This is a genomic window from Streptomyces sp. ISL-87 (genome assembly GCF_018614095.1).
Classification (GTDB): Bacteria; Actinomycetota; Actinomycetes; order Streptomycetales; family Streptomycetaceae; genus Streptomyces.
Genome location: NZ_JAGGOY010000078.1, coordinates 32,270 through 51,335, shown reverse-complemented (window position 1 = coordinate 51,335; position 19,066 = coordinate 32,270). Strand labels below are relative to the sequence as shown.

The 19,066-nt window shown below is 68.5% G+C and carries 17 protein-coding genes, 1 tRNA gene and 1 riboswitch; of the genes, 9 read left to right on the top strand and 9 right to left on the bottom strand.

Going from position 1 to position 19,066, the window contains the following annotated elements:
* Nucleotides 1–80: 80 nt before the first annotated feature.
* Nucleotides 81–716 carry a VOC family protein gene (locus J7I97_RS27445; protein WP_214939799.1) on the bottom strand — a complete coding sequence of 212 codons (636 nt, stop codon included), beginning with the start codon at nt 714–716 and terminating at the stop codon, nt 81–83.
* A 74-nt stretch (nt 717–790) separates the two neighbouring features.
* Nucleotides 791–922: a hypothetical protein gene (locus J7I97_RS39670; protein ID WP_267824546.1), complete on the bottom strand. Its 132-nt coding sequence runs from the start codon at nt 920–922 to the stop codon at nt 791–793.
* A 99-nt stretch (nt 923–1,021) separates the two neighbouring features.
* Between J7I97_RS39670 and J7I97_RS27440 the strand changes: the two genes are divergently transcribed.
* A complete protein-coding gene (locus J7I97_RS27440) occupies nt 1,022–1,792 on the top strand; it encodes a transposase (protein ID WP_214939796.1) in 771 nt (256 codons plus the stop codon).
* Between the two features lie 56 nt (nt 1,793–1,848).
* Here J7I97_RS27440 and J7I97_RS27435 read toward each other — a convergent pair whose 3' ends face one another.
* The 3 genes from J7I97_RS27435 to J7I97_RS27425 are packed head-to-tail and all read right to left on the bottom strand — an operon-like array spanning nt 1,849 to nt 4,370.
* On the bottom strand, nt 1,849–2,640 hold the full coding sequence (locus tag J7I97_RS27435; RefSeq protein ID WP_214939793.1) for a WbqC family protein: 792 nt from the start codon (nt 2,638–2,640) through the stop codon (nt 1,849–1,851).
* Nucleotides 2,585–3,250, bottom strand: coding sequence for a YdcF family protein (locus J7I97_RS27430; protein WP_214939790.1), 666 nt, complete (start codon nt 3,248–3,250; stop codon nt 2,585–2,587). The genes J7I97_RS27435 and J7I97_RS27430 overlap by 56 nt, the downstream gene beginning before the upstream one ends.
* A 16-nt stretch (nt 3,251–3,266) precedes the next feature.
* Nucleotides 3,267–4,370: a DNA-binding transcriptional regulator gene (locus J7I97_RS27425; protein ID WP_214939787.1), complete on the bottom strand. Its 1,104-nt coding sequence runs from the start codon at nt 4,368–4,370 to the stop codon at nt 3,267–3,269.
* 143 nt (nt 4,371–4,513) lie between these two features.
* Here J7I97_RS27425 and J7I97_RS27420 point away from each other — a divergent pair, with 143 nt between their 5' ends.
* The 7 genes from J7I97_RS27420 to J7I97_RS27390 all read left to right on the top strand — a co-directional run bounded on the left by J7I97_RS27420 (nt 4,514) and on the right by J7I97_RS27390 (nt 11,126).
* Entirely contained in the window at nt 4,514–4,969 is a 456-nt protein-coding gene (locus J7I97_RS27420; RefSeq protein WP_214939784.1) for a hypothetical protein, read from the top strand.
* Between the two features lie 7 nt (nt 4,970–4,976).
* Entirely contained in the window at nt 4,977–5,399 is a 423-nt protein-coding gene (locus J7I97_RS27415; RefSeq protein WP_214939781.1) for an ATP-binding protein, read from the top strand.
* Nucleotides 5,393–5,863 carry a DUF5949 family protein gene (locus tag J7I97_RS27410; protein ID WP_214939778.1) on the top strand — a complete coding sequence of 157 codons (471 nt, stop codon included), beginning with the start codon at nt 5,393–5,395 and terminating at the stop codon, nt 5,861–5,863. Before J7I97_RS27415 ends, J7I97_RS27410 begins: the two co-directional genes overlap by 7 nt.
* 51 nt (nt 5,864–5,914) lie before the next feature.
* Nucleotides 5,915–7,051, top strand: a complete 1,137-nt coding sequence (locus tag J7I97_RS27405) for an adenosylhomocysteinase (protein WP_214939775.1) — start codon at nt 5,915–5,917, stop codon at nt 7,049–7,051.
* A 75-nt stretch (nt 7,052–7,126) separates the two neighbouring features.
* Nucleotides 7,127–7,942, top strand: a complete 816-nt coding sequence (locus J7I97_RS27400) for a hypothetical protein (RefSeq protein WP_214939772.1) — start codon at nt 7,127–7,129, stop codon at nt 7,940–7,942.
* A gap of 399 nt (nt 7,943–8,341) precedes the next feature.
* A tRNA-Arg gene (locus tag J7I97_RS27395) sits at nt 8,342–8,414 on the top strand.
* Nucleotides 8,415–8,996: 582 nt separating this feature from the next.
* Entirely contained in the window at nt 8,997–11,126 is a 2,130-nt protein-coding gene (locus tag J7I97_RS27390) for an AAA family ATPase (protein ID WP_214939769.1), read from the top strand.
* Nucleotides 11,127–11,525: 399 nt separating this feature from the next.
* Here the strand turns inward: J7I97_RS27390 and J7I97_RS27385 are convergent, their stop codons facing one another.
* Both J7I97_RS27385 and J7I97_RS27380 read right to left on the bottom strand, forming a co-directional pair.
* Nucleotides 11,526–12,158, bottom strand: coding sequence for a hypothetical protein (locus tag J7I97_RS27385; protein ID WP_214939766.1), 633 nt, complete (start codon nt 12,156–12,158; stop codon nt 11,526–11,528).
* Between the two features lie 865 nt (nt 12,159–13,023).
* Nucleotides 13,024–13,203, bottom strand: a riboswitch (cobalamin riboswitch).
* A 55-nt stretch (nt 13,204–13,258) separates the two neighbouring features.
* Entirely contained in the window at nt 13,259–14,080 is an 822-nt protein-coding gene (locus J7I97_RS27380) for a hypothetical protein (protein ID WP_214939763.1), read from the bottom strand.
* Between the two features lie 505 nt (nt 14,081–14,585).
* Here J7I97_RS27380 and J7I97_RS27375 point away from each other — a divergent pair.
* A complete protein-coding gene (locus J7I97_RS27375) occupies nt 14,586–16,037 on the top strand; it encodes an ATP-binding protein (protein WP_214939819.1) in 1,452 nt (483 codons plus the stop codon).
* Between the two features lie 782 nt (nt 16,038–16,819).
* On the opposite strand, the gene J7I97_RS27370 is transcribed toward J7I97_RS27375, so the two are convergent.
* Together J7I97_RS27370 and J7I97_RS27365 are read right to left on the bottom strand one after the other, a co-directional pair.
* Entirely contained in the window at nt 16,820–17,023 is a 204-nt protein-coding gene (locus J7I97_RS27370; protein WP_251051012.1) for a hypothetical protein, read from the bottom strand.
* A gap of 98 nt (nt 17,024–17,121) precedes the next feature.
* Nucleotides 17,122–19,020 carry an MFS transporter gene (locus J7I97_RS27365; protein ID WP_374195518.1) on the bottom strand — a complete coding sequence of 633 codons (1,899 nt, stop codon included), beginning with the start codon at nt 19,018–19,020 and terminating at the stop codon, nt 17,122–17,124.
* Between the last annotated feature and the right edge of the window lie 46 nt (nt 19,021–19,066).

Below are 19,066 nucleotides of genomic sequence, written 5' to 3'. Positions count from 1 at the left end.
CCAGCAAGATCACGATCTACAACTGGAGTACTAGCCAGGAGACCCCAGCCGGCTGCTCCCGCGGGGCAGTCGGGCCCTGGTCAGATCGTGACCGGGCCGTGCGCGGTGGCGAACTCAACCGAGACCAGGCCCGGTTCCTCATCCTCGACCCAGGTGACGTCGATCTGATCGAGGGGGTGGTCGGCCGGTTCGCCGAGGAACTCGGCGATGGAGGCGGCGTCGCCGGCGATGGAGACCCCGTGGATGGTGGTGGAGGTGCGCGGGTCGGCGCTCGGGCGCTCCTCGATGGGGACCAACCACTGAAGGAAGTAGGGCAGTTGCGGGTCCTCCAGCAGTTCCAGCAGGCCGATCTGCTTCCACCTCAGGTCGAACCCGTCGGGGCGGACACGGTGGCCCTCGGCCGAGGTGCGGCCGAGGCGGGCCTCGACCGGGGCGATGTCGTCGACGGAGACCACCCAACCGAGCCAGCCGCCGCCCTCGGCGGCGCGGCGCGCGACCGCCTGGCCGAAGGGTGCGCGGTCGGCGGCGGGGTGGTCGAGTGTGGTGACGACCTCGACGTAGGTGCCGCCGCTCAGCGGGAGAATGAAATTGCGGGTGCCGAATCGCGGGTGCACGCCCCCGTCGACGAACCCGGCGCCGAGGGCCGATCCGATCCACTGGACGGTCGAGACGAAGCTGTCGCGGGCCACCGCATAGGACACGTGATCAAGTCGCACTGCGCCATCATCACCCGACAACCCGCACAAATCCCGACGCCACGCCCGCCGCCCCGGCCGCGTCCGCCGTGGATTCAGCCGTGGAGCGGATCGATCATCGTCATCCCGGCGGGGGAGGCCCGGTCGAAGCCAGGCAGCAGCGCTGCCGCCTCGTCGAGGCCCACGACCCGCTCGATCAGCCGCTGCGGGGCGAGCGCTGCTGCCACAGGATTTCGATCCGGCATGCAGCACCATGCGCACCGCACTTCCAAGAGACAGGCTCTAAAGGGTGTTGCAGAAGGCTCAGGTTTGGGCATTTTGCCTGTATGGGTGGGGTGTTGCGGGCTGAGTCGGTGTGGGTGGAGGCGTTCACCGGGTTGCGGATGGACCGGTTCGCGAAGCTGGTGAAGGTGGTCCAGGAGCGGGGTGGGAACGGGCCCGGTGGCGGCAGGCCGTGGTGCCTGGCGTTGGCGGACCGGGTCCTGCTGGTGGCCGTGTACTACCGCACGAACCTCACGATGCGACAGCTCGCCTTGCTCTTCGGGATCTCCCCGGCCACCGTCTGCCGCGTCATCCAGTGGCTCCGGCCGCTGCTGGCTCTCGAGCCGGCCCCGAAGCCGGTCGCGGAACTCGAGCGGTTGTGGATCGTGGACGGCACCCTGATCCCGGTCCGCGACCGCACCGTCGGCGCCTCCTCGCGCAACTACCGGTTCTCGGCAAACGTGCAGGTCATCATCGACGCCGACACCCGCCTGGTCATCGCCTCGGCCCGACCGGCACCGGGGAACAAGGCCGATGCCCACGTCTGGCGGGACGCGGACCTGCCGACCGCGGCGGCCGGGACGACGGTGATCGCGGACGGCGCCTACCTCGGCACCGGTCTGATCGTCCCGCACCGCAGAAGAGCCGGACGGCCTCTCCTGCGCGGCCAGGAGGAGAACAACGCCGAACACCGCCGGGTGAGGGCCCGCGTCGAGCACACCTTCGCCCGCATGAAGAACTGGAAGATGCTCCGCGACTGCCGCCAGAAAGTCGACGGCCTCCACCACGCCGTCCAGGCCGTTGCCACCATGCACAACCTCACCCTCGCCAGGTGAAACACCCGGTCAAGCACTACTTCGACCTGCCCGACGCGGGCCTTCTGCAACACCCTTTAGGCCTCGGGGCACCGCGGAGTCTGGGCCGCCGCGACGACGCGCAGATGCCCGGCCAGGGCGACGGGACCGAGTGTCGTCAGAGACCACAGAGCACTGACCTGCCGACCGGAGGCCCAGATTCCGGCAGGCGGAGTCAGGAACGGGACGACCGCAAGCTTCTGGGCCGCGAAAGGGGCCTCGTCTAGGTATTTCATGCCGCCGGTCCCGCACAGGTACGCGCCGGCACCGACTGCGGCGGTGAGGTCGGCGAGCCGCTGGGATCGGCTGGACCGGGCGGACAGGTCCCCGCTGCGGAGAATCTGGCCCTGCCACCCGAGGAGGTGCAGCAGGATCCGAGTGGACGTCTCGGCGACGGCTGCGGTGCGGCCTCTGCCGAACGCGGCCCCCACCGGGTCCAGGGCCTGGGCTGTGCCAGCCCAGTGTGGGCTGGCCCCGTAGTACTGCCGCAGCATGGCCATGCTGCGGCGCCGGGCAAGGTCAGGGTCGGCTATCAGAGCGTCTCGAACGGCTGTCTGGCGCCCTTGGGGCAGGTGGGTGGGGATAGACAGCCACTGCGTCCGGCCCGGCTCCCCAAGGGCGGCCAGGCGGGTGCGGTGCTGGTAGTCGCGGCGGGTGAACTGAACATCGTCGAGGACGATCCAGGTGTCCGCCGCGAACAGCTTGGCCAGCGTCGTCAGCCGGGGAAACAGGTTCGGCTGGTGGATCGCACACAGCCCGCTGGAGGCGGGCAGGTCAGGAGATGAGGCGGCTGGTGAAGCCGTCTTGGATGAGGGATTCGTACGCGTCATGCACGTCCTCCGGGACATCCTGGGCGATGGCGAACCCGTTCCTCGGATACTCGATCACCCGCTGGAGATCACCGACGAGCATGTCGAGGACGAGCTTCTCGTCGCCGATGCTCTTGAGGTAGTCGTCCAGCTCGAGCGGCTCCGAGGCACAGATGATGTCGACTTCGGGCCACAGCTTGCGGGCGGTGGCGAACGACCGCCGTTCCATATAGGGCTTGGAGACCAGCAGGACGGTCTGCGGGGTGATGCCGTTCGCGGCCAGGAGATCGCGGCTGAGGGTGATGTTCTGGCCGGTGTTGGCGGCGTTCGGTTCGACGAGGATCGCTTCGTCGGGGACGCCGAGTTCGAGGGCATGCTCGCGGAAGTGGACAGCCTCTCCGCGGGGGAAGCGGGCCCGGGTGGTGGGACTGTTGCCGCCGGTGAACACCAGGGTCGGGAAGAGGCCGGCGCGATAGAGGTCAGCGGCGGCGGCGGCGACGCCGAGGTCGTGGCTGCCCAGGCCGATCGCGACGTCGACCGGCGCCAGGTCGTGGCCCATCTGGTGGTAGTCCCAGATCAGCTTGGCCTTGCGCCACTGGTCCTCGGTGATCGTCTGCTGGATGTCCGTCACGCGATCTTCTCCCTGGTCACCGTCGTCGGGGGCCGCTGGCCCCCTCGCTCATGGCCCTGATGCCCTCGATGCTGGTCAGCTGGTGGCGGAGGCCGAACTGCCCGGCCAGTCTCGCGGCTTTGTCGAGGACGTGAAGGCCATCATCGCGGGTGGCGGGATCGGACAGCAGGATGTGGCCGTGGGCGGTTTCCAGGCGGACCCGCTGCATCGGCGCGTCGGTGGCGGCCGTGCTGCGGGCGATGGAGATGAAGTGCAGGGCCGAGGTCAGGTCGCCGGCGCCGCGGTGGGCCAAGGCGAGTTTCTGGTGGGCGACCGACCAGTCCTCGGGCTCGGCGAGGTCTTCGAACTCCCGGGTTGCGGCGAGCATGACGCGGGAGGCATAGCTGTGGTCTCCGTCCTTGCTTAAGGCCGTCCCCACCCACAATCGGGCCCTGGCCCGGTCACGCCGCGAAAGCCGGTCGTCGACGGCCAGTGACTCGTACTGCTGGGCGGCGATCTCCAGCCGTCCTGACATCTCCTCGACGACCGCGAGAGACAGGTCGAGCTGGGCGACGCGGCGGGGAATGTCCAGGTGCCCGAACAGGGACTTCGCCGAGGCATAGGAGTGCTGGGCCGACAGTGGGCCGATCACGGCCCCTCGGTCGCGTTGGAGATCGCCCAGCAGTGCGGTGGAGCGGGCGAACAGATACAGGCCCTTGTCATCGAGGGCGGTGGGCTTGAACCGGGCGAGCCAGCGGCGGATGAGGCTGTCGGCGAAGGTGAAGTCCTGCCTCGACAGTGCCACCACTGCCCGGTCGATGTCGTCGGTCCACGACTCGTACTCCCAGGCCAGCGGCCCGCTGGTGGTCACCCTTCGGGCGCCGGCCGCAGAGGTGGTTCGGCTGGCTTCGGACAGGAACGTTTCGAAGCGGAGGTGGGCGGCGGCATCCGCGCGGGCCAGAGCGGTATCCAAGATCGCCTGGGTGTCCTGGCGGGGCTCGGTCGCGGCCAGGAGCTTCTCCCACTTGGAGATCGTCCTGATGCCGACGCCGAGGTGGCCGGCGAATGCTCGGACGCTCAGCCTCAGCGCGAGGCGCAGGGCCTTGGCCTCCAGGCCGGTCCAGTGGTGCACGGTCGCCACACGTCGCTCCCTTCCTGCCGTCATCGAAGCACGGCCCGCACGGGCGGGGGGACACAAGTGCAACGGAAGTACAACAGGCGGTCATTTCCGCAGCGTTGGAGCAGGTCCAGGCTGAGAGGTGACACCAGCCGACAGACCTTTGGATGGACATCAGCATGGAACCCCTCACCGAGCATCGCGGCGTCAGCGGTCCGGTCGTTTACGGCTACCTGCGGCTGGTCCGGGTCTCCCCGGCCCGTCAGATGGCCCTGAACGAGGCTCTGGCCGCGTACTGCCGCCAGCATGAGCTGACGCTCTCGGGGGTGTTCACCGAACGGCACACCGGCAGCGGGCCGTCGGCGGCGTTTACCGGCCTGATCGACGTACTGGAACTGCCCGGCACTTACGGCGTCGTCCTGCCCGCCGCCTCCCACCTGGGCCCCAAGGACATAGCCACCCCGAGGCAGGCCCAGATCGCGGCGGCCGGGGCCCGGCTGCTGCTGGTCCGAGGCCCCGGCAGGCGCCGCCCGGCAGGCCACGGCTCGACCGGACCGGGCCCGGCGCCGGTCCGCCGCCGCTTCGGCCCTGCCCCCACCCCAGCCCTGGACACCGAGAGGTGAGGCACTGATGCCTGATCCGAAGCAGAGGTTCTTCGACCCGCGGCCCGAGTCGGTCGGCCTCGCCCGAGCCTTCGCCGTCACGACCCTGACCTCTTGGGGCCTGCACAGCCCTGCCGAGGACATCCGGCTCTGCGTCTCAGAGCTGGCCTCGAACGCCCTGATCCACGGAAGCGACACCGAGCACGGCTTCCTGGTCAGACTGGACGTCGGCGAGGACTTCGTACGCGTGGAAGTGCACGACAGCCGCCCCCGTCACCGCCTCGAACCCGAGATCGCGCACGCGGACGGGAACGACACCGCCGGCCGGGGCCTGGAGATCGTGGCTTCACTCGCCGACGGCTGGGGCGTCGAGGACCGCAGGCCCAGCGGCAAGATCGTCTGGACAACGTTCAAGACTGGCCAGCCAAACGGGCAGGCACAGGCATGCTGACCCGCACCGGCCCGGACACCGGGCTCCTGTCCTCACTCGGCGCCTGGACCTGGCCCGGCACCGCCCCCGACGGCAAGCAGGTCGCTCACATACTCCTAGCCCACCGGCTCGGCCGGAGCAGCCACGACACCCCCGGCGCGATTGAGGCCCGGATGCGGCACCTCGCCGAGATCCTCGGTGGCCTCGCGCAGGCCCAGGACACCGTCCCCGACACTCAGGGCACCCTCGTGACCATCGGCCCCCGGGCCCTGCTGAAGTTCCCCGGCGCCCGCTGGGGCCTGAGACTGCCTGCCCATCCCCAGTGGACCGGCTTGGTCCGGGACAGCGGACGCGCTGCCCTCGTGGTCGGCCTGGACCCGCTCGCCCAGTGGGCTGACGCCGTCCGCGTTGACTCCTACCTCGAAGCTGCCCTGGCCGCCGACCGGCTGCTGTTCGGCTTCGCCCGCACCTCCCGCACCGCCTGAACCACCCAGCCCCCATGCACGGCCCCCATCTCGCCACGAGAGGTCACTGCCATGGAAACCCACGAACGCGCACGGCTGGACGCCTACTTCGCCAAGGTCGCAGCACAGTTCGCCCCGGACGAGCCGACCGCATCGTTCCTGGTCACGCACCTGCTGCCCGAGCGGCCCGCCTTCGTCCGCGCGGTCGCCCAGATGACCGCGCTGAAGGCGGTGCTGCCCAAGCCGAAGTCCATCACTGCGGCCGCCCAGCGCGAGGTCGAACACACCGTCCCGGTCGACGCCCTGACCCGCGAGCTGTTCACCGACCCCGACACCGCCCTGGACTACCTTGAGTCCCGGGCCGGAGGCGAGGCCCTCACCCTGCTGGACGTCGGCGGCTACTTCGCCCCCACCCTCGAGACAGTGCACAGTCGCTTCACTGGCCGGCTCGCCGGGGTGATCGAGGACACCGAGAACGGCCACCGCCGCTACGAGGACCTCGACAAGCTGCCCTGCCCCGTCATCTCCGTCGCCCGGTCACCGCTGAAGGATCCGGAGGACTTCCTCGTCGGCCAGTCCGTCGTCTTCTCCACCGAAGCCGTCATGCGCGGTCGCGGCGACATCCTCCACGGCCGGCCCGCCCTCGTGATCGGCTTCGGCAAGCTCGGCTCCTCCATCGCCCGGCTCCTGCACGCCAAGGGAGTCCAGGTCACCGTCTTCGACATCGACCCCGTCCGCCGCACCCAGGCCCTCTCCCAAGGCTTCACCGTCGCCCGCGACCGCGAGTCCGCGCTGACCGGCGCTGGCCTGGTGCTCTGCGCGACCGGTGCGATCTCCCTGCGGGGCGAAGACTTCGCCCACCTCCGCAACGGCACCTATGTCGCCACCGTCACCAGCAGCGAGGACGAGCTGGAGCTGAACAGCCTCCCGGACGTCTACACCCGCACCAACGTCGGCGAGCACGTCACCCGCTACCAGACCACCGGCCACTACTTCTATCTGGCGAACGGCGGCAACGCCGTCAACTTCATCCACGGCGCCAGCGTTGGGCCGTTCATCTTCCTGGTCCAGGCCGAGATCCTCGCCGCGATCAGGATGCTCACCCGCGGCGACCTCGCCCCAGGCATCCACGAGGTCCCCGCGGGGCCTCGACACCATCACCGACCCGAACCTGCGAAAGCACATCGCCAAAGTCTTCCTCAACGCTGATAGCGACGCCACGATGACTGGCCAGATCAGCCTTGCCGAGCCCTGGCCGATCGCAGGTGACTGAGAGGCGGAAGGGTGCGCGGCACCAAGTGGTTCTTCGCCTCTGGACGCGACACTGGCTACTGGACCCGCGTCATCCTCAGCTTCGCCCACGTACCTGGGGGCGAGTACGAGGACGAAGCAGCCATCGCCGTAAGGCAATTCCGGATGCTCAAGGACGCCCTACCGCACTGCATGGGTGTCGTCTACGACGGGGCCTTCCGCGGCGTCCACCGTGATGCCCTCGCGCGGACTGGCCTACTGGCAATCAACAAGCAGCACGGATCCGTCGCCCCCGTCTTCTACGAACACATCAGCCCCTGCCGAAGCGGTCACGAACTCTGGTGCGATCAAGGCCGCATCGCCGAAAGCATCCGCATCGACGACGGCACCCGCGTCCTCGAACCCGTCCCGATCACCAAACTCGAACACCGGGCCGGAACCACCAAGAGCCGCTGGTACCACCTCCTCAAGATCCCCTGTCGGCACGGTGACCACGACTACCGCGTCCCCGTCGGCATCACCACCACCCCCGACGACCGCACCCTGCGCTCCGCCGACACCGGCCAGCGCCTCAAAAGCGACACCGAGCGCGGCTTCCACCGCGCCGAGTACCTCCAGCAGATCCCCCAGGCCAGCCTCACCCACCAACTCCTCTACCCCTACCGGGCCGACTCCGAGTCCGTGCACAGTCAGTTCGACCTCAGCCTCTGGAACCGCCGCATGATCGCCTACGGCGTCGAACGCCAGAAGATCTTCGTCCTCGGCTTCGCCCTCTCGCAGAACGCCACCAGTCACCAGATCCACCTCGAAGCCCGCAGCAGCGCCCAGCAGCCACTCCGCATCGCCTGACACCCCTTCTACCGATCACGGCGGCCGTACCCCACCTGGGGGTGCGGCCGCCGTCCATTTGCGCCCCTGCGAGGGCAAGCGGAACAGAACGGACTCCGCAGCCGCCCCACAGCACCCCCGCGACACCCCAGGCCTCCGCGCCCCCGACCCCAGACGCACAGAACCCACTGGTCACGGCCACGCCTTGACCGCCGCCCCTCCGCCACGGCAATCCAGGCGACCAGCCCCAGCACGATCCGCTAGGCTGTCAGCGGTCAGTCGGCTACCAGGCGTGTGCCCGGGACAGTGTCCGCGAGGACATCACCCGCACGGCATGCGCACGCCACCTGACCAGCACGCTTGTCGAGCCGGGCCGAGCTACCCCTCTGGGGTTTCCCGCAAGGTTTCCGTCAAGCCCCCGCCTTCGTAGCTCAGGGGATAGAGCACCGCTCTCCTAAAGCGGGTGTCGCAGGTTCGAATCCTGCCGGGGGCACAAGAAAGTACCAGATAATAGGACATATCGACCCTCCGTGAGTGCCACGGAGGGTCGTTTTTGTACCTACTGGGAACGAGGTGGGAACGACACGAGGAGTGACTCAGGGTAACTTTGCGCCTATCAAGCCGCGGGAACTTTGAGCAGTTTTGCCATGCCCTGTGAGGTACTACTGTCCTGGCAGACTCCTTTTGGGGCGATGTTGAGCGACGTCGTAGTCAGCGGCAGGGCGATTCGCGGACCGTCGTCCCGCCGCGGGCTACACAAACTGCCGTCTTTCCGGCCTTGGCACATGAACCGGCCTTGTCTTCGACGGCGTAGCCAAGCCCCGCTCCGCGCGTCACGGCTCGCAGACCGATGCCGAGGTGGCGCAGTTCGGACGTGGCCGCCCTGGGGTGGGATAGTGCGACGATCCCCCGTTCGAGATGCCGAGAACGCCTTCCGCAGCCTCGACGACTTCACAAGCCGCCCGGCGCAGGCCGTCCTGGGTGATGACCTCCGAAACGGAGACGGTCTGCCACGGCGCACCGCCATCACGGCCTTCCTACCGGAGAACGGAACATCACTCTCCGGTGCAGGTCAGTGCAGTCCGCGCGGCTAAAACGCCCCTCAGCTGTGGGCAGACCCGAAATACTTGACGCCTGCCGACAACACCCAGGGGGGAACGTGGCCCAGCTCGAACTCGAAGTGCTCACGGACGATGCCGTTGAGGCGGCGGCCTTCGAGGCGTATTGGCGACTCAACGAAGACGGTGAGACGTGGGCCCAGACCGTCACCGCCATCCGCGCGGAGTACGGGCTGAAGCCGCAGCAGATGACCCGCATCGCCCAGCAGGCCGGCACGGCCTACCTGGCCGACTTGTTGTGCGAGTCTTGCGAGAACCCCTACGCCGTGTCCAGCCGCAGCGACCTCACCCAAGCCCTCCGTTTCCCGAGCTGGAAGTGCCCGAGCTGCCACGAACGCGAAGTGGAGGAGCGCGCCGCGCGGGTCATGGAACAGAAGGCACGGCGCCGCTCCGAGGTCTACGAGCAGTACCCCATCCTGAACGGCCCCGACTTGGAGCCCACCGACCTCACCCTTTTCGAGGCCATCGCGCTGCATGTCCTCTTCAGCGACCCGGCAGTCGAAGACGCCGGGCTGACGTCTCCCACCGACATCTGGCCGAAGGAGCGCCGTTGGGGTCCCGAGCAGCTTCGGTACAACTTCGAGCGTGGGCTTCTGAAGGCTGTGCCGCGCCGGCTCAAAGTGCACCCGGACTCGCACCTCGATGCCTTCGCCCTGGACGACGAAGGGGAACTGAGCGATTCCTTCTACCTCGGCCGCGTCAGCTACTACCTCATGGGCCAGGCCAACGAGCTCACTGATCGGCACCCCCGCCTCCTCCAGGCTCTGAACCGCACCTTCCGGGAAGGCCCGTGGCCGACCTCCTGGGCGGGCCAGTGGCGCGACCTATGGGACGAGCTGGTGCTGGCGGACGCACAGGACTACCTCGCGATGAAGCTCGGCGAGCACCACCTTGAGATGAACCAGGGCGAGGGGACCCGCACCGCCCTCCAGGACGCCCTGAGCACCTTCAGCCTCGGCCAGGTCTTCAACTTCATCTACCGGGCGGCCAAGGACTCCGCCGCCTACTACCAGCGTGGCGGAGTGAACAAGCGGCAAGCCGCCAACAGCACCATCGGGCGCATCAGCGCCAGCGCCGACAGGGCCCGCGCCAACGGCTGGGACGTCAAGCCCTTCGGTCGTCCCTGGAATCTCCCTCTCTCGGCCATCGGGGAGACGTTCTTCAGCAAGGTGATGTGGCAGCCAGACATGATGCAGGTGGCATCCCGCGACGCGCAGGTCCCCTTGCACGCCTGGCCCGCTGAAAACGCCGCCGAGGGCACAGAGGACGAGGGCTCCGAGGAAGTACCGCACCCGGTGCCTGGCATCGATGAGGAAGGCACCTGGATCGACCTCGGCAAGATTCCCGGTGCCACTCCGTGGCCGGACGTCAACGACCTCCTGAAGCTGGAGCCTGGGACGGTCACCGCGATCGTGTCCGTGCCGACTGCCGGCCGCTCGACGATGGCGCTGAACATCGCGCTGCACAATGCCACAGCCGAACGACTCACCGTCTTCAGCACCTGCGAGATCAACTCGTCCGCGATCGAGCGGAAGCTCGTCAGCGCCACATGCGGAGCAGATCTGCGATACCCCGCCGACACGGTGGACTTCGACTCCGTGCGTCGCCGCGCATCAGAGTCCTCAGTCAGGGTGCCAGGCTGGCACACCCCGACCATCGGGCTCCCGCTTGAACAGGTCTTCCGGGAAGCCGCAACTACGGTCATCCCACCGCAGCGTGGTCGCCTTGCCCTGTGGGTGGTCGACACGATCCAGAGCTACAGCCAGCTGGACGAGGAGGGCCTGGCATTGAGCATGGACGTGGCACGCCGCATTGCGGAGGAACACAACCTCGCGGTTCTGATCACAGCTCGAGCGTTGAGCGAAGGGCCTGACGAGCCGCTCGAACTGCACCACGTCCCGACGCCTATCGCACGCGGCGCCGACACCATCGTTGAACTACACCGCGACGGGGTCTACTGGACCAGCCTGCCCGATGCCGACTCAGCCACTGTGCGGGCTTTGAAGGTCGGAGGTAAGCAGTGCAAGGAATCCGTCTCGCTGAACTTCGAGGCTTCCTTCTGCCGCTTCGTCCGAACTGACAGGTGACCAAGCCCCCCAGGAAACCGTCAGCGGTGCTGGCCCACGGCGCACCGGGGCGCCCCAGCCGGGTGAATCAGAGTCGCCGTGCGCGAACCACAGGGCAGGCCAGGGTTTGCGCCCCAACTCGGAGCGCCCATGGGCTGCAGCACTGTCCTCACCGACTACTGATCTTGATGGGGGCTGGCGCTGGGCACCAGCAGACACCTGGTCGCTGCCGCCGATCTCGCGTCTGGCCGAAGTTCCCCGCTGAGCGCAGGGGGAGTTCTCGCTGTCAGGGCCTATGCGCAGTCGCCCGATGGCAGCCCGCAGGACCTGCTCGCTGAACCGCGGCGGCTTCCAGCGACTGTGCCGGCCGTACTGCCGCACCCAGCGGCAACGGCCGTTGGGTGCGGCAGTACGGCCGGCCTACTCATCCAAGTGCTGCAGTGGGATGGGCGCATCGAAGACGTCGACGACGAACTCCGAGGATCCGTTGCCCTCGAAGTCGACATCGCGGTCGCTGTGAAGCAACGTATGGATCCTTACCCAACGCCCCTCGGCGCTCGCATCCTCCGCCACATTGAGCGCGCTACGAACGGGGCCGATACCGCCAGTCGGCCGCTTACTCGTCCAGGTTTGCAGGAGCTTCGCTTCCGCGGGAAGCGCCCACGTGCGAGGCTCGGCGCTGGCTGGCACGGAGACCTCGTCGCTGAGCAATTGCATAACCCAGTCGACGTCTCCATCGCTGCCGCGCTCGTTCGACATGCGAATGCCGAGCCCGATCATGTACGCGCCCTCAAGGTACTCCTCGAGTTCATCATCGATATCGCTGAAGTAGACAGCAGGGCGAACCACGTCGATCGGCCCGAACCCGGTGAAGGCTCCAAGCATCGGTGCGCACTTGTCCTTGAGATATTGTTGCGCGGCCATGCGCACAGGCTTCGGGACTCGATCCAGCACCACTCCGAGAGCAGTCTCGTCCCGGTCGGCCAGGAAGCAGTTGAGCGCATCGACCAGTTCCTCGGTCAGATGGAGATCGCCCGCTCCCAGTGTGGTCACCGCCTCCAACTCGTCGCGAGGACCTTTGACAAGGGCGAATACTCTGCTCCGCCCCGGACTCGTGTGCGCAATGAACGAATGAATCATTTCCTGTCTCACATCACGTCTCAGAAGCAGCACCAGCACAAGCACGCGCCGATACCGCCACAAGTAATGGGGAAACCATGCCAATCGACGTGTCGTCTGAGCTACATGCTCGTTCGCATGGTCAAAGGTGGGTTGCTGTCAGACCCAGCACTTCAGCCCGGGTCCGCATGGCTAGCGGCAGGTTACCCGGGCGCAAGCCCGGTGACAATGGCGCACAAAGACGTGAGCCGGGCGTAGACAGTGCTAGGGCGGCTTGAACGGTCGGCGGATCAAGTAGCACAAACCGCCGGCGCCACACAGGAATGCGGCAGCGCCAATGAGCCACTGTCACACGCGCTCCTCCTCGCTCCGCGATAACAGTTCGCAAAGCCCCCTCGCCGAGTTCCGTCTCATGCCAGGATCACCTTGAGGCCCTGGTCTGTGGCGCCAGTGGGCCTGACACCGCCAGCCCGAAGGAGCAGCATGGAACCCCGCAGCGCGGCTGCTGTCGGCAGGGACTTCCCATACACCGCGAAGACGCTGTGCTACATCGAAGTAGCCAAGGACGGAACGGTGTCCCACGGCGTTGATACCGGTACTTACGAGCGGGCTCGCAGCGGGGAGTCCCAGCTGTTCGCCGTATGGCCGGGCTCCTGGCGAAGCGACCTGTTCGCGATCGATGACCTCGACGAGTACGCCCGCGCACACGGACTCCTTCACGATCAACAGCGCACCGGGCTCGCTGACCACGAGCACGCCGTCCGCTGGACGCTGGACAGCGAGAAGAAGCCGATGGGCAGCTACATCTACGACGGCGCGAGTGTCCAGACTCGGGATCCACGCTTCCCCGATCCCGCCCCGAACGGGGCCGTGGCCATGACGGAACCGCTCCGCTGCACAGAGGCGGCACCGTCCGGGAATCTCACCAGGTTGCTCGTTCCGCCGTCGCTTGTCGGCCGAAAGCATCCCAAAACAACGCGCGACCGCGCGAAGCCCTCGGCTGTGCGGTGAGACACATGAAGGGCAGGGCGGGCCTAATCCACGGCTCGGCCTGCGGTGAGCATCAGTTCGCGGATTTTGTACCCGTAGGTCTCGGCGAGGCCCTCCCCGGCGTAGCACAGCACCTCGTCGCCGTCGTAGTCGCCTTCGCAGGCGTCCAGGCCGTCGAGTACGCCGAGGGCCACGGCCTCAGCCGCGTCGGGCATGCCGAGCGCCAGTCGGCGACGGACATCGGCCTCGTACCGTTCAATGACCGGCTCGATTAGACGGCTCGCGGCCTCGTACACATCGGTGTACCCGAAGCCCGCGCGATAGCCGGTGCTCAGATGGGTGATGTCCAGGGTACGCAGGGCCTGCTCAACCTCGCTCGCCGTCTTCTCCTGAAGGGCGGTCAGTTCGGCGCGGGCCCGCGGGGCCAGCACGTGTACGGCCAACTGATCGGCTTCCGCGAACAGTTCGGGGCGAGCATCCAGCAGCCGGTCCAGCACCGCGGCCTTCTCCACGGCGGTGAGTGCGTCCAGGGCTTCGCCGGGGGTACGGCGAGTGTCGTCGACAGGCACGGCCTGCCAGGACATGCCCCGTTCGATGGCGTGCAGGGAGAGTGCGACGGCATGTCGGCACAAGCGTCCTGATGCCGGGTTGCACGAGCCGTCGCACTCCGCCGTCAGCTCCCGCCCCACGACCCGCACCCAGACACCACAGGCGGCGCCCGAACCGTCCCGCACCAGGCCGCAGATACCGCGGGGCTCGCTCTCCGCCTCGATCACCGCACCGTCGGCGAGCAAGGTCCGTCCCTCAGTGACCTCGGTGTCGTCGGCGAACGCGTAGACCGTCTCCTCGTCCATGACCACAGCCATGCGGTCATTCAAGCGCACCCCCGGGAGAGCATGCGGCCCTGGCCACTACGCTCGGCAGCGCGATGCACGGCAACGTGCCCGGGCGGAGTAGGAATGGGCCTTCGGTGCCGCGTTCGAGTTCGGCGGCTGCGACTGCGGCGACCCCTTCTGGGGGTGGGCAGCAGGGCGTCCGTACCGCGTCCGCGCGGCCCGCGGACCGTCGCCGACCTGCTCGACGAGGCCATGGACAAGGTGTGTGCCATCCCGCCCGCCGACACGGCGCGTCGCGAAGCCGCTCTGGGGCGGGCCGCCGCCCGTTCACCAAGGCGGGCATGGGTCGCGCGGTACTGGCGGCAGGCAATGAGGTACTGCACGCGGTGTGACACCGCGGCTGGCAGCCCGCCGATGCGGCGCGCGCCCCCTGGACAACGCCGGGCGCGCCCGCATAGAAAACACTCTCGAATAAGTCCAGATATAATAAGCGCACCTATCCATACAGGGGTGTGCAGTGGATAAACCCGCCGAGATGTTCGACCGCGACTTCGAGTGGGCCGAGCTGACCCGCTTCGCCGCCCTGCCCGGCCCGCGCGCCACCCTCGGCGTGGTCTCCGGCCGCCGCCGCCAGGGCAAGACCTTCCTCCTGGACGCCGTCACACGGGCAAGCGGCGGCTTCATGTTCACCGCCACCGAGACCACCGAAACCGACGCCCTGCGCCAGTTCGGCGAAGCCCTCGCCCGCCACCGCAGCCAGCCCACCCCGTTCCGCTTCGCCCACTGGGACGAGGCAGTCACCGAGCTCATGCGCATCGCCGACAGGGGCGGCCCCACCGTCGCGGTCATCGACGAATTCCCCTTCCTCGCCAAGGCCTCCCCCGCCCTCCCCTCGATCATCCAGCGCGCCCTCGACCCCGCCGCCCAGCACACCAACACCCCCGTACGGCTCCTGCTGTGCGGCTCCGCACTGTCCTTCATGGGCGGACTCCTCGCCGGCAACGCCCCGCTGCGCGGCCGCGCCGGCCTGGAACTTGTCGTCCCCACCCTGGACTTCCGCCTCGCCGCCGAGTTCTGGGAGATCACCGACCCGCGCACCGCACTGCTCACCCACGCCATCGTCGGCGGCACCCCCGCCTACCGCCGCGAGTTCACCCAGGGCGACGCCCCCGCCGGGCCCCACGACTTCGACGCCTGGGTCACCCGCGCCGTCCTCAATCCCGCCCGTCCGCTCTTCCGCGAGGCCCGCTACCTGCTCGCAGAGGAACCCGAACTCCACGACACCGCGCTCTACCACTCCGTCCTGGCCGCCATCGCCGCCGGAAACGCCGCACGCGGCGGCATCGCCGACTACCTCGGCCGCAAGTCCACCGACCTCGCCCACCCGCTCAGCGTCCTCCAAGACGTCGGCATGATCACCCACGAGGCCGACGCCTTCCGCCGCAACCGCTCCGCCTACCGCATCGCCGAACCTCTCATCGCCTTCTACCACGCGGTCATGCGCCCCGCCTGGGGCGATCTGGAACGCCCCGGACGCGCCCCCGCCGTCTGGCGCCGCACCCAGTCCACCTTCCGCAGCAAGGTCGTCGGCCCGCACTTCGAACAGGTCTGCCGCGAATGGGCCCGCTGGCACGCGTCCCCCGCAACCCACGGCGGGCAGGTCACAAGGGTCGCCAGCGGGACCGTCAACGATCCTGCCGCGAAGACCAGCCACGAAGTCGACGTCGCGGTCCATGGCGAGACCGACAGCGGCCGCGAAACACTACTCGCCATCGGCGAAGCCAAATGGAACGACGTCATGGGAAAGGGCCACCTCGAACGTCTCCAGCACATCCGTGCTCTCCTCACCGCGCGCGGCACCGCCACCGACGTCACCCGGCTGCAGTGCTACAGCGGCACCGGCTTCACCGACGAACTGCGCCACCTCGCCGAGAACGACCCCGCCATCCAGCTGATCGATCCAGTTCGCCTCTACTACGGCGACTGACCCGGTCGCAGTCACCGCCCCTGTACGGGGAACATGGCATCCGGATGGAAGCGCGCCGGAAACCGCCGTCCGGCAGCCGTCTCCTCGCCGCCCGCCGAGTTCGAACAGATCATCCAGGAAGCGCGCCGGGAGGCGACCCAGGCTGAGCAGTTCCCGAACGGAGCAAGAACGAGCTAGCCTGCAGTCAGGCAGCTGACCTGCGGAAACGGCCACTGGCTCAACTCCCGGGCCGAGGGAGCGAGCCTGGTCGTGCCTCCCAAAGTATCTGCGGTGCTCAATGGAACCCGGCTGGGCAACGGACCTGCGTAGACGCTTTTGCCGACCCTCGAAGCCCAGTCCCCACGACCTCAGTTGGGAACCTGATGGGAACAGCAGGACCAAGAAGCCCCGCGAAGGATCGCGAAAGATCACTACCCCAACTGTCCTCATCAGGCGACCGACCTGCAAAAACAGCAAAACATCAAGCCTGCGGAGGACTGATCAGTAAACGTATGATCATGCTCCTAAAGCGGGTGTCGCAGGTTCGAATCCTGCCGGGGGCACCGTGATCGACACAGGCCGCAGGGCTTCACACCGTCAAGGGTGGGGAGCACTGCGGCCTGTTGTGTGATCTACGCGGGAGGGGACGCCCGGGCAGTGGCAGCAAAAAGCCCTCCCGGCCGAAGCCGGAAGGGCTGCGTCACGACGACGCGGGAATGGGGGATAAGGGCAGGGCAGGCACAGGTCTGGTCTGGTCTGGTCTGGTCTGGTCTGGTCTGGTCTGGTCTGGTCACGCCAGGGGGTCAGCTCAGGCCCCTGCTGCGCTCGCCGATGCGGTCGCCCTGCGGGGTTCCGGACCGCTTGAGCTCCGCCTTCGTGTGGGCGCCTCCCTTGACCTTGCTCCGCACCGGACCCTCGAAGCCGTGCCCCTGCGCGCGCCGCGCCTGGCCCGGCTCCATCGCCTTCGCGACAGCCGCCCGGAAGTCCTGCTTCTGCTCTTTGGTCATCCCGTCGTCAACTCCCTCGGAAAGCACCCAATCGGACTACTGGGATCGTATGCAGATATAAGGACCAACGCACCCGGACCGGACGTAAAGAATTCGGATCACGGCTGCGGCGGAGCAGGCCGCCGCTGCGGACCCACGGTCTGGTAGATCAGCTCCTCCGGGCAGGGCGTACCCCGCGGGAGCTGGTATTTCGCCGCGACCCGGTACTCCCCCGGAGCCGGTGCCAGCAGCTCCGTCCACACGTCCCCGGCGGCGTCCGGGGCCGCCTTGAACAGGCACCCGGCCGTGTTCTCGTACTGCTTCTCGGGCGGGGTCGGGAGCGCCGGCAGCCCCGGCACTTTCCCCGCCCCCGGGGTCGCCTTCGCCGCCGGCTTCTCCTGCGGCGGCGGCACCGCCTTCCCGGCGCCGTCCACCAGCCCCAGCCACGGCGAATGCGGGATCCGCACCAGCACCCGCCCGGCCTGCTTCACGTCGATGACCAGCTGGTCGGCGCCGGCCCGGACCACCGTCGCGGGTCCGGACACCAGGTCCGTCGGCTCGTACACCTTGAACAGCTGCCAGTTCACGTCCCCCCACACCTGCTGGAGGTACGGCAGCCCCTCGCGCACCAGTTTCGCCTCGTCCACCCCGCCCGAGTCGGGCTTGTCGGCGGGCAGCACCACGTAGTGCACGGCCCAGCGCTCCAGCCAGGCCCGGTAGCTGTCGGCGCTGAGGGTGTCGTCGTAGAAGAGCGGGTTCCGCTCCAGGTCGGCCTGCCGGTTCCAGCCGCGCGCCAGGTTCACGTACGAGGGGAAGGCCGAGGACTCGCGGTGACTGCTGGCCGGGACGACCTCGACCCGGCCGCGGTCGGCGCCGGCCTTCTGGAGCTGGTCGACGAGCGGGGCCAGCTCCCGGTTCCAGGCGGCCACCGGGGTGGTGCGGACGATGTCCGTGACGCTGTTCGCGGTGATCCAGGCGTTCAGCCCGGCGAAGGCGAGCGCCACCGCGTACCAGTGGCGCGAGCGGGGGACGGCGTACGGGAGCGCCGCGAGCAGCACGGCCCCGCCGAACAGCATGACCATCCGGGTGACGTTCGAGCCGACCTGGGAGTCGATCTGCCAGGTCAGGTACACCCCGAAGGCGTAGACGCCCGAGGCGATCCGGACCGTCTTCCAGCCCTTCGGCACGAGGAAAAGGATCAGCAGGGCGAACACGAACGGCGGCGCGGCCGAGCCCAGCTTCATGGGCTGGGTGCCGGAGAAGGGGAACAGCCAGGACGACAGCCCGACCACCGCCGCGGGGGCCAGCCCCAGCGCGTACGCGCCTGGGCGCCGCCCGCTCAGGAACAGCGCGGCCGCGATCACCCCGAGGAACAGCCCGGCGACCGGGCTGGAGGCGGTGGCAAGCCCGGCGAGCGGGGCGGCCACGGCGGCCTTGGCCCAGCGCCGGTAGGCCCATTTCCGGGGCCAGCAGAAGACGGCGGCGACGGCACCGAGCGCGAACACCACGCCGAGGCCGAAGGTCACCCGGCCGGACAGCGCGTTGCACAGCAGCCCGTAGACCCCGGCCAGGGCGGGCCACAGCGGCTGCCGGACGACACCGCGGCAGCGGGTCAGGATCAGCGCGAGCAGCCCCGCCGAAAGGGTGCCGGCGATCATCATCGTGGTCCGGACGCCGATCATGTGCATCACGTACGGCGAGACCACGCTGTACGAGACCGGGTGCATGCCGCCGTACCAGGCGAGGTTGTACGCCGAATCGGGATGGCGGCCCACGAACTCGGCCCAGGCGTCCTGCGCGGCGAGGTCGCCGCCGCTGTTGGCGAAGCTGAAGAACCAGGCGATGTGCAGGGCGGCGGCGACGGCGGAGGCGACGGCCACCGGATGCCGGTGGGCCCAGCCGAGGACACCGCGCGCGCGGGCCCGTACGCCGGTGGCGCCGGGCACACCCGGCTCACCGGACGCGCCGGCCCCCGCGGCGGGCCCAGGGCCCTGCCTCTGCTGCTCAGCGGTGCTCACTGCCGACGCACACTCCCCAACACATGACCCATGAGTTCCGGCTCCC

What these genes read in the sequence shown, in the direction of transcription:
- J7I97_RS27440 (WP_214939796.1), top strand. Translation starts at nt 1,022, where the DNA reads ATGGGTGGGGTGTTGCGGGCTGAGTCGGTGTGGGTGGAGGCGTTCACC.
- J7I97_RS27435 (WP_214939793.1), bottom strand. Translation starts at nt 2,640, where the DNA reads ATGACGCGTACGAATCCCTCATCCAAGACGGCTTCACCAGCCGCCTCA.
- J7I97_RS27420 (WP_214939784.1), top strand. Translation starts at nt 4,514, where the DNA reads ATGGACATCAGCATGGAACCCCTCACCGAGCATCGCGGCGTCAGCGGT.
- J7I97_RS27415 (WP_214939781.1), top strand. Translation starts at nt 4,977, where the DNA reads ATGCCTGATCCGAAGCAGAGGTTCTTCGACCCGCGGCCCGAGTCGGTC.
- J7I97_RS27410 (WP_214939778.1), top strand. Translation starts at nt 5,393, where the DNA reads ATGCTGACCCGCACCGGCCCGGACACCGGGCTCCTGTCCTCACTCGGC.
- J7I97_RS27405 (WP_214939775.1), top strand. Translation starts at nt 5,915, where the DNA reads ATGGAAACCCACGAACGCGCACGGCTGGACGCCTACTTCGCCAAGGTC.
- J7I97_RS27380 (WP_214939763.1), bottom strand. Translation starts at nt 14,080, where the DNA reads ATGGCTGTGGTCATGGACGAGGAGACGGTCTACGCGTTCGCCGACGAC.
- J7I97_RS27375 (WP_214939819.1), top strand. Translation starts at nt 14,586, where the DNA reads ATGTTCGACCGCGACTTCGAGTGGGCCGAGCTGACCCGCTTCGCCGCC.
- J7I97_RS27370 (WP_251051012.1), bottom strand. Translation starts at nt 17,023, where the DNA reads ATGACCAAAGAGCAGAAGCAGGACTTCCGGGCGGCTGTCGCGAAGGCG.